Source organism: Flavobacterium sp., assembly GCF_031422135.1.
In the GTDB taxonomy this organism is placed as follows: Bacteria; Bacteroidota; Bacteroidia; order Flavobacteriales; family Flavobacteriaceae; genus Flavobacterium.
This window is the reverse complement of record NZ_JANOQD010000089.1, coordinates 1-8,254: the sequence shown is the minus strand read 5'-3', so window position 1 is coordinate 8,254 and position 8,254 is coordinate 1. Positions and strand designations below refer to the sequence as shown.

The following is an 8,254-nucleotide window of genomic DNA, read 5'->3' as shown; positions in this document are numbered from 1 at the left end:
GCGTTCTGTCATTCGTTGAGAACCTGTTAGCACTACTTCGCGACCTTCACTTACCGCAAAATAAGCCGTTAGAAAACGCATTGCAGTTCCTGCATGGTGAATGTCTATAAGTTGGGTGTTGAGTTTTGAGTTTTGGGTGTTAGGCACAAGTGCTTTCATCATCACTTCAGAATCATCAGAGTTTGAAGTATTGGCAAGAGTAATATTTGGAAACAACGCTTGAAGCAACAACAGTCTATTGGTTTCGCTTTTGGAACCTGTTATGGATAACGAAGCTGGAAGTTGGAGGCTGGAAGCCTGTATAGATAGATTCATTTTTTTGATTTCATAGAATGTGCAAAGATAAGCATAGAATCGTAAAACTTCCAACTTCTATCTTGCAACTTATTTGAGTTTATCGTTGTTTTTGTGTCGGTCTTTGTCTCGAACGGATTTTAAATCCATCTTTTTGTCAAAAGCGGCTTGTAAATCGATTCCGGTTTGATTGGCTAGACATAAAACTACAAAAACTACATCTGCAAGTTCTTCGCCAAGGTCTTTGTTTTTATCACTTTCTTTTTCGGATTGTTCGCCATAACGACGGGCAATAATTCTTGCTACTTCGCCTACTTCTTCAGTAAGTTGTGCCATGTTTGTGAGTTCGTTAAAGTAACGCACACCGTGTTCTTTGATCCAATTGTCTACGGCGAGTTGGGAGTGTTTTAGGTTCATTGGTTTTTATTTTTTATCCTGTCAGGGTTATTTACAAAACTATATTTTCTTTAAAACTATTTTCTCGTTTTGTTTGTCAACTATTTGCTGGTAAAACGATTTTAAAGCATCGTAAAAATTTGCCGAAACCATGGCTTTGTTCATCTCTTCTGTAACCTGAATTTGAATTTTATTACCTTCAGTTGAAATGTTAAATAAAAACATGCCTACATTTTCTCCAGTTGTTAGTTTCAATGGTTTTGGCATTGATTCTACAATGTATCCTTCTGGAATTTCTATATTTATATTATACTTTTCCTGTTTTGGATACCCAAAATATATAGGCATTTGCCTATTATTTTGTTCGAAAGGATTTCTGGTTTGGGTATAAAAAAGCAAAGGATTAATATACAGTTTACCTCCTATAATTTCACATTGATTCTCCGTGTTGAAAGTAAAATTTTCTATAATAGGTTTACTATTATCACTACTATTATCAATTGAATAGTCACTTATCAAGATTCCATTCATTTGATTTTCAAGTTTTTCTAGGTAATTTTCTTTATTAATCCCTGTGTATTTCTCTCTAAAAGTAAGTGCATCATAATCCGTTTTTTGGATTCTGATTTTACCATTTATTTTTCCTGTTGCATCAACTGAAACCATCATATTCATGGTTGTTTTTGATGGTTTTGTTGGTAATAAATTAATTTCTTCGGATGTTCCGTCTTGTCTAATCAATCGTCCATTCCAGTTTAAGTTTTCTAAAGGAATAATATCTTGAAGTGTATATTTATTTGTTGCATCGAGCAAAACTCTTTTGTTATCAATTTCTACAGCTGCAATTACATGATTAAAACCAGTTCTATTTGGAAAAACTGGGATGCCGTTATCAACAGTGCTCAACAACACTGGTTTTGCAATGATGCCAGCATAATTTAACATCGAAATCAAAATAAAATTTATTTCGGCAGTATTTCCTGTGTTTTCTAGGTATGCTTTTTTTACTCCTTTACGAGTTGTATATCCCTGAAGTTTATTCCAATTCATTTTATGCTGTACAAATTTAAAGATGACATCAACTTTTTCGTTTTCTGATAGATTTTCTTTTATAATTGTTTTTAAATCTTGTTCAAAATAAGATCGTGCATTAAGTTCGTCGCCAAATTCTTTGTCTTTATATATAGTTTTGGCTACACCTTCCCATGTTTGTGCATAATCCTTGACTGGTTCTTCATAAAACTGTGTTTTTTCTAATTCGTTTTTAATTGCTAATCTATAATTTTGAATGTTGTCTACAAATGGTTCCGTTTTTAAAGCAGGAATGTTGTAGGCTGTGTATTTATTATTTATTTGCTGAAAAGTAACTGAATTACTTTTCATTCGGTCAAATTCATCTGCAAAAGTTAGATATCCTGGTGCAATTTTAGACTCTGTTTTTACCTCTAAAAAACCTTTTGCGAGAGCTTTATATACAAAAAAACCAGGTATTTCAGTTGTATATTCCGCCTGTTTTACTGGGATTTCATATTGAAAATCAAGGTCTGGAAATTTTACAATGTCCTCTGATTTTAAAGTATATTTGAATTCGATAATTGAGCCTACTTTTGCATTTGGCAAAGTAATCAAGGCTTTATTCCAATATTTATTTATGTTATTCTTGAATTTTCCTTCACTATTTAACTTTGTTTTTACAATAGTGCCATTCTCTAAATTATAAGTAACACCATTAGAAAACTCTACAGAATCATCATTGTAATTTTCGTAACCCACATAATATGGGACTTCAAAGTTAGCCCAACTTAATCCTTCTTTTTTATAAATTTTTATCCTAAATGTACATTCACTTTTTATACTAAAGCCATTTTCTCGATGGTATTCAAAAACGGTTTTTCCTTTTTTGAATAAAATAGCTGCAACTGCACTAGTATCAATAGGATGAAATTTTTCTTCTAATTCTGCAATAGAAACTTTGCCAAACTCGAGTTTTTGTGCACTTCCTTTTATAAAAGAAAGTAAAAATAATAACCCAATAAGTGATTTAATTTTCATTGAATTATATTTTCTTTAAAACTATTTTCTCGTTTTGTTTGTCAATCATTTGTTGGTAAAAAGCTTTTAGTACATCGTAATAATCCTCAGAAACTATGGCGGTGTTTATATCTAAAGTGATTGAAATTTGCACTTTATTTCCTGTGGTTCCTGTAACATATTTAAACGATCCTATATTTTCACCTGTAGCAATATTGATTGGAGCTGGAAGCGTTTCAACTATAAAACCTTCGGGAATAGTAATGCTAACATTATATTTATTCTGAAATGGATAACTAAAATCGACTGGATATTCTCTTATTTCCTGTTTGAATGGGTTCTCTTTTGTCGCTAAAAATAGCAAAGGTGAAACATAGATTTTGTCATTGATGATTTCTATACTTTTTGAATCTTTAAAAGCGTATCCTTCTACAATAGGTTTTGATAAATCGAGATCGTTTTCTCTCACATAATCGCTTATTTCTATGTTATTGTTTTGGTTTTCTATCCCTTCAAGATAAGTATCTGTTGTAGTTATTAGGTTTTTTTGTCTAAAAGCTAGCGCATTATGATTCGATAATTGTATTCTAATTTTACCGTTGATAACTCCATCTTTTCCCAAAATCAAATTCATATTGGTCACTTCTTTGGATTGAGTTTGTGGTGTCAAACTCACTTGGGTCGAAGTTCCATCTTTTCTGATAAGTCTGCCAAACCCGTTTAGATCCTCGACAGGAAGTACATTAGGCGATGCATATTTTTCGGTAGCATCAAGCAATACTATTCCTTCTTGAGTTTCAATAGCGGCTATAACATAATTGAATGCTCTAATTGAAGGGAGTAATGCAATACCTTTAGAACGAGTACTAAGTATTACGGGGTTAGCATTCAATCCTGCATAGCGCAACATTGCTGTTAACATTAAATTTATTTCGGCTACATTTCCAGTTTTATCTTTGTACGCTTTTCTTACGCCTTCATCACAGAAAAAATCAGTATATTGATTCCATTTTACTGACTCTTTTACATGCTCAAAAATCGCTGTGATTTTTTCATCAGGAGTATTCAAACCTTTTATTAGTGCATCTAAATCATCCTCAAAATAATCAGTTTTATTGAGTTCATCATCAAAACTCTCTTCTTCATAAATCGTTTTTACTACTGCATTCCAATCTGTTGAAAATTCTTTATATATTCTTCCAGGCACATTTATTATTGCAATTTCATGATTTAAAGTGGACTTGTAATTATCAATGTTATTGACATAAACTTCCTTATTGATTGCTGGAATGTTTTCTAATAAATAAGTAGTATGCGTGTCCATATTACCTTTCTTATTTTTAGTTATTTTAGGTATAATAAAACCTTTGAAACTAGTTTTAAAAACTAAATTATCTGAAATTGTAGTCTCATACTTCGAATAATTCACAGGAATACTCGATTGAAATTGCCATTCTAGAGGAAATCCATAACCCTCTGATTTCATTTCGTACTCAAATTCTATAACAGAACCGACTTTTACATTAGGCATTGTTATTTTTTTTCTAAACCGGTATTTATTAACTACTTCGTTGAATTCCCCATCACTCTGTAGTTTTGTTTTTTCAATTTTTCCATCAACTAAATTATAGGTCACTGCATTTGTAAAAATAACGGGCTGTCCTTTAAAATGTTGAACTCCTTGATTTGCAAATTTATATCCCTCTTTTTTATAAATTTTGATACGTGTTTTTACTTTGGTTATTGATGATAATGCATAAAAACTCTTCCCCGTTTTAAATAATATTGCTGCTACAGCACTTGTATCAATTGGATGCACTTTTTCTTGAAGTTCTGCTAGTGAAACCTTGCCCATTTCAAAATCTTGAGCCTTTGTTTTTGAAAATGAAACTAAAAATAATAAAGCGATTAGTGATTTTTTTAAAAACATATTACTGAATTTTTGTAAGTATTATTTTAGCATTATCATTTCTAGAAACTTGTTCCATAAAGAGTCGAAATTCATCGTATTCTTTGCTTGTATACAAGCCTTTTTTTACAAAAAAAGTGCGTTTGTAAACTAAATTTGAACTGTCGCTTTTTATAACCTCGGTTTTGTATTCCACAAATTTACTGGTCAATTCTGTTTTTTGGGGTATAGATTCAATGGCAAAACCTGAAGGTAAAGCAATTGTGATTTCATCTGAATCATAAGATCCTCGAGTGATTTCGAAAGGGTTTTTGCGGTTGCGAATTCTTTTTATGCTTCCGGTTTCTTGACTGAATGCATTCACTACAAAAATCATAGTGTTGCTTGTTATTTTACCATAATTTTCGGCTGAAATGTCTAGGTTTTCGGCAAAGCTTATTTTTTGCTTATCATTAGAAAAAGTAATTTTATTTAGTTTCAAATTACTAATATTGTCCCAATAGTTTTTATAATGTGCTTCCTTATCTGTGGGTTGCAATTTTTCGACACGCACTTTTGAACCGTATTGTGAACCTTGAGAAACCATTGTTATTGTTCCGGTAAAAGTGCCATCTTCAGACAAGGTGTATTTCCCCGTATTAACTTGAGTATTGTCTTTGTCTTGGTAATTCTTGGTTCGTACAATTTCAGCACCATCCGGTTTTATGACTAAAACATTCCTGTCATCGGTAAAATTGGCTTGATACCCAAAAGGATCGTCCTGACTAGTACATTCGAGCCAAATGTATTTTTCTCCATCTGGAATTGTCAATATCATGTGATTTCCTTGCATGGATACAAAGTCTGATTCTATATCAATTTTTTCTCTGCCTCCATATAAAATTGTATTGTAAGTTGGCACATCAACAACGTTTAAAAGTGCTTTTGTATAGTTCGTCAATGCTTTACAATCGCCATAACCAAGTCGGTCTACATCATTTGCATACATAGGTTTCCAACCGCCAATTCCTACTTGAATGCTTACATATCTTGATTTTTCTTGTACGTAATGGTAAATTATTTTTGCTTTCTTGATTGGATCTGTTTCGTTACCGACCAATGCTTTTATTTTTATTTTGGTTTCATCGGACAGTTCTGTTGTTCCTGTTAAAATTTTGTCTGAATACCACTGCCCAAATTCTTTCCAGGTTTTTGCATTGCCGTCAACTCCTTCAATATTAAAAACTTCTAAACCCAACATAAGTCTGGGAAAACCAACATAAACAGGGCTGTAATCCTCCTCTTTTTGAGCTAATAAATTTGTTGCTATATAAGAAAGATTTGTTGCTGTGTCTGCGGTTTTTTTAATTTTAAAGTCCGTGAAATTGAACTCTTTCTTTTTAAATCCAAGATTAGAGGGGAAATTTACATTCAAAACACATTTTTCAATACTTACAAAATTTTCATTCAAAGGAATCCATTGTGGAATAAATGCGGTATTTGATGTTTCGACTTCGCTTTCGTAAACAATTGTAAAAGGATATTGTGTGGGTGTATATTCTAAATAAATAAATCGACTGTCAGAGAAAATAGTAATCCCATCAAGCATGCATTGATCTCTAAAATCTTTCCGTTTTGCTTTCTTAATTTCATTGCCTAAAGCATCATAAATAGTGGCATGAATTTCCTTAACTGTAGTTTTCTTATCGTAGTTTTCGTAGGCATTTATCGCGTTTTGCCCTTTCTCATTCAAAACCGTAACTACTCTTTTTTGCTTAACATTCATGCTTCGTTGCGAAGCAATTACAATATCCATTTGATCTAAACGCACAACAGTATTGGCATTTTGCTTTAAACTATCAGGAATAAAAAGTGTGGAATATTCTAATTTTTGAGCGTAAATTGAAGTAGAAAATAAAATAATAACAACCAAAGAAATAAGCGTTTTCATCTATAAATGTTTTCTCAAAAATATAAAAATTTTAAGAATAATCTTAATTTATTCTTTGTTTTTACTATCAATTATTATCGTAACTGGACCATCATTTACCAGAGCCACTTTCATGTCAGCGCCAAAAACTCCTGTTTGTATTTTTTTTCCTAATTGGGTTGCTAGTTTTTGAATAAAATCCTCATAAAGTGGAATCGCAATTTCAGGTTTTGCAGCTTTGATATAGCTGGGACGATTGCCTTTTTTGGTCAAAGCTTGGAGTGTGAATTGAGAAACCACAATAATTTCGCCATCAATGTCTTTTACCGAAAGGTTCATGACATTATTTTCATCGCCAAAAACACGAAGGTTGGCGATTTTTTGGCAAAGCCAATTGGTGTCTTCTTGCGAATCAGCATCTTCAATTCCTAGTAAAACCAGTAAGCCATTTTGGATTTTGGCTACGATTTTAGAATCGATTGTAACGGAGGCAGAAGAAACTCGTTGTAAAACTACATTCATTATTTTTTAAAATATATTTAGACGCGATAAATCGCGTCTCTACTATTTCCTCGTTTCATCACTTGCTTTTCGGTCTTCGTTGTGAATATCTGTTCGGTAATTTTCGTCGTCGCCTTCTAGGATTTTCAGGTAACTTCTATAACGCGACCATGCGATTTCGTCTTTTTCCAAAGCGTTTTTGATAGCGCAATGTGGTTCGTCTTTGTGCAAACAATTATTGAATTTGCATTGGTCTTTTAGCTTGAAAAATTCTGGAAAATAACCACTGATTTCTTCTTTTTCCATATCGACAATTCCAAAACCTTTGATTCCTGGCGTATCAATTATTCGAGCATTAAAACTCAAATCATACATTTCGGCAAAAGTCGTTGTATGCTGTCCTTGCTTGCTGGCTTCGGAAATGGTTTTGGTTTTTAAATCTAATGAAGGTTCCATTGCATTAACCAAAGTTGATTTTCCCACACCAGAATGTCCCGAAAACATGCTGACTTTACCAATCATCATTTCTTTCAAAGCATCTATTCCTTTTTTCTCTGTAGAAGAGGTTCTCAAACATTGGTACCCAATTTCCTGGTAAACATGTTGCATGTACAATTGTTCGTCGAGTGTGGCTTGGTCAAAAGTGTCTATTTTATTAAAAACGATTATGGTTTCAATGCCATACGCTTCGGCAGTTACCAGAAAACGGTCTATAAAATTGAAAGTTGTAGGTGGATTATTGATGGTAACTAATAAAAAAACGCGATCGATATTCGACGCAATGATGTGCATTTGATGCGATAAATTCACAGATTTTCGAACGATATAATTCTTCCTGTCGTGGATGTTGTGAATCGTTCCTGTAACGGTATCGGACGATTCTTCGAGTTCATAATCTACTACATCGCCCACAGCAATTGGGTTGGTGCTTTTAATTCCTTTGATTCGAAACTTCCCTTTCATACGACATTCGATAAAATCGCCTTGCTCGGATTTTACGGTGTACCAACTTCCTGTAGATTTATAAACGAGTCCTGTCATAGAAGGATTTTAGATTGTAGATTAACGTCCCGACTATTCGGGATTAAATTTTAGATTTATAACCTAAGACATTGCAAAGATAAAATTTTGTTTCTCGTTTAAAGTTTAAAGTTTAAAGTTTTTCAAAATCCTAAAAAAGCAAAATCCCAAAACATAAATGCCTTGGGATTTTA

6 protein-coding genes and 1 pseudogene are annotated in these 8,254 nt (G+C 32.7%); all 7 read right to left on the bottom strand.

Going from position 1 to position 8,254, the window contains the following annotated elements:
• Window positions 1-315 (bottom strand): annotated as a pseudogene (locus tag RMO70_RS11780) (3-phosphoshikimate 1-carboxyvinyltransferase); the annotation flags it as partial.
• Between the two features lie 69 nt (window positions 316-384).
• Window positions 385-711, bottom strand: a complete 327-nt coding sequence (locus RMO70_RS11775) for a nucleotide pyrophosphohydrolase (RefSeq protein WP_310556633.1) — start codon at window positions 709-711, stop codon at window positions 385-387.
• Between the two features lie 39 nt (window positions 712-750).
• Window positions 751-2,742 carry a DUF3857 domain-containing protein gene (locus RMO70_RS11770; protein ID WP_310556632.1) on the bottom strand — a complete coding sequence of 664 codons (1,992 nt, stop codon included), beginning with the start codon at window positions 2,740-2,742 and terminating at the stop codon, window positions 751-753.
• A gap of 4 nt (window positions 2,743-2,746) precedes the next feature.
• On the bottom strand, window positions 2,747-4,651 hold the full coding sequence (locus RMO70_RS11765) for a DUF3857 domain-containing protein (protein WP_310556631.1): 1,905 nt from the start codon (window positions 4,649-4,651) through the stop codon (window positions 2,747-2,749).
• A 1-nt stretch (window position 4,652) separates the two neighbouring features.
• Complete coding sequence (locus tag RMO70_RS11760; protein ID WP_310556630.1) at window positions 4,653-6,560, bottom strand: DUF3857 domain-containing protein; 1,908 nt, start codon at window positions 6,558-6,560, stop codon at window positions 4,653-4,655.
• Between the two features lie 48 nt (window positions 6,561-6,608).
• Entirely contained in the window at window positions 6,609-7,061 is a 453-nt protein-coding gene (gene dtd / locus RMO70_RS11755; RefSeq protein ID WP_310556629.1) for a D-aminoacyl-tRNA deacylase, read from the bottom strand.
• Window positions 7,062-7,103: 42 nt separating this feature from the next.
• Window positions 7,104-8,081 carry a ribosome small subunit-dependent GTPase A gene (gene rsgA / locus RMO70_RS11750; protein WP_310556628.1) on the bottom strand — a complete coding sequence of 326 codons (978 nt, stop codon included), beginning with the start codon at window positions 8,079-8,081 and terminating at the stop codon, window positions 7,104-7,106.
• Window positions 8,082-8,254 lie beyond the last annotated feature (173 nt).

Coding starts and splice junctions, on each gene's coding strand:
- RMO70_RS11775 (WP_310556633.1), bottom strand. CDS start 711: ATGAACCTAAAACACTCCCAACTCGCCGTAGACAATTGGATCAAAGAA.
- RMO70_RS11770 (WP_310556632.1), bottom strand. CDS start 2,742: ATGAAAATTAAATCACTTATTGGGTTATTATTTTTACTTTCTTTTATA.
- RMO70_RS11765 (WP_310556631.1), bottom strand. CDS start 4,651: ATGTTTTTAAAAAAATCACTAATCGCTTTATTATTTTTAGTTTCATTT.
- RMO70_RS11760 (WP_310556630.1), bottom strand. CDS start 6,560: ATGAAAACGCTTATTTCTTTGGTTGTTATTATTTTATTTTCTACTTCA.
- dtd (WP_310556629.1), bottom strand. CDS start 7,061: ATGAATGTAGTTTTACAACGAGTTTCTTCTGCCTCCGTTACAATCGAT.
- rsgA (WP_310556628.1), bottom strand. CDS start 8,081: ATGACAGGACTCGTTTATAAATCTACAGGAAGTTGGTACACCGTAAAA.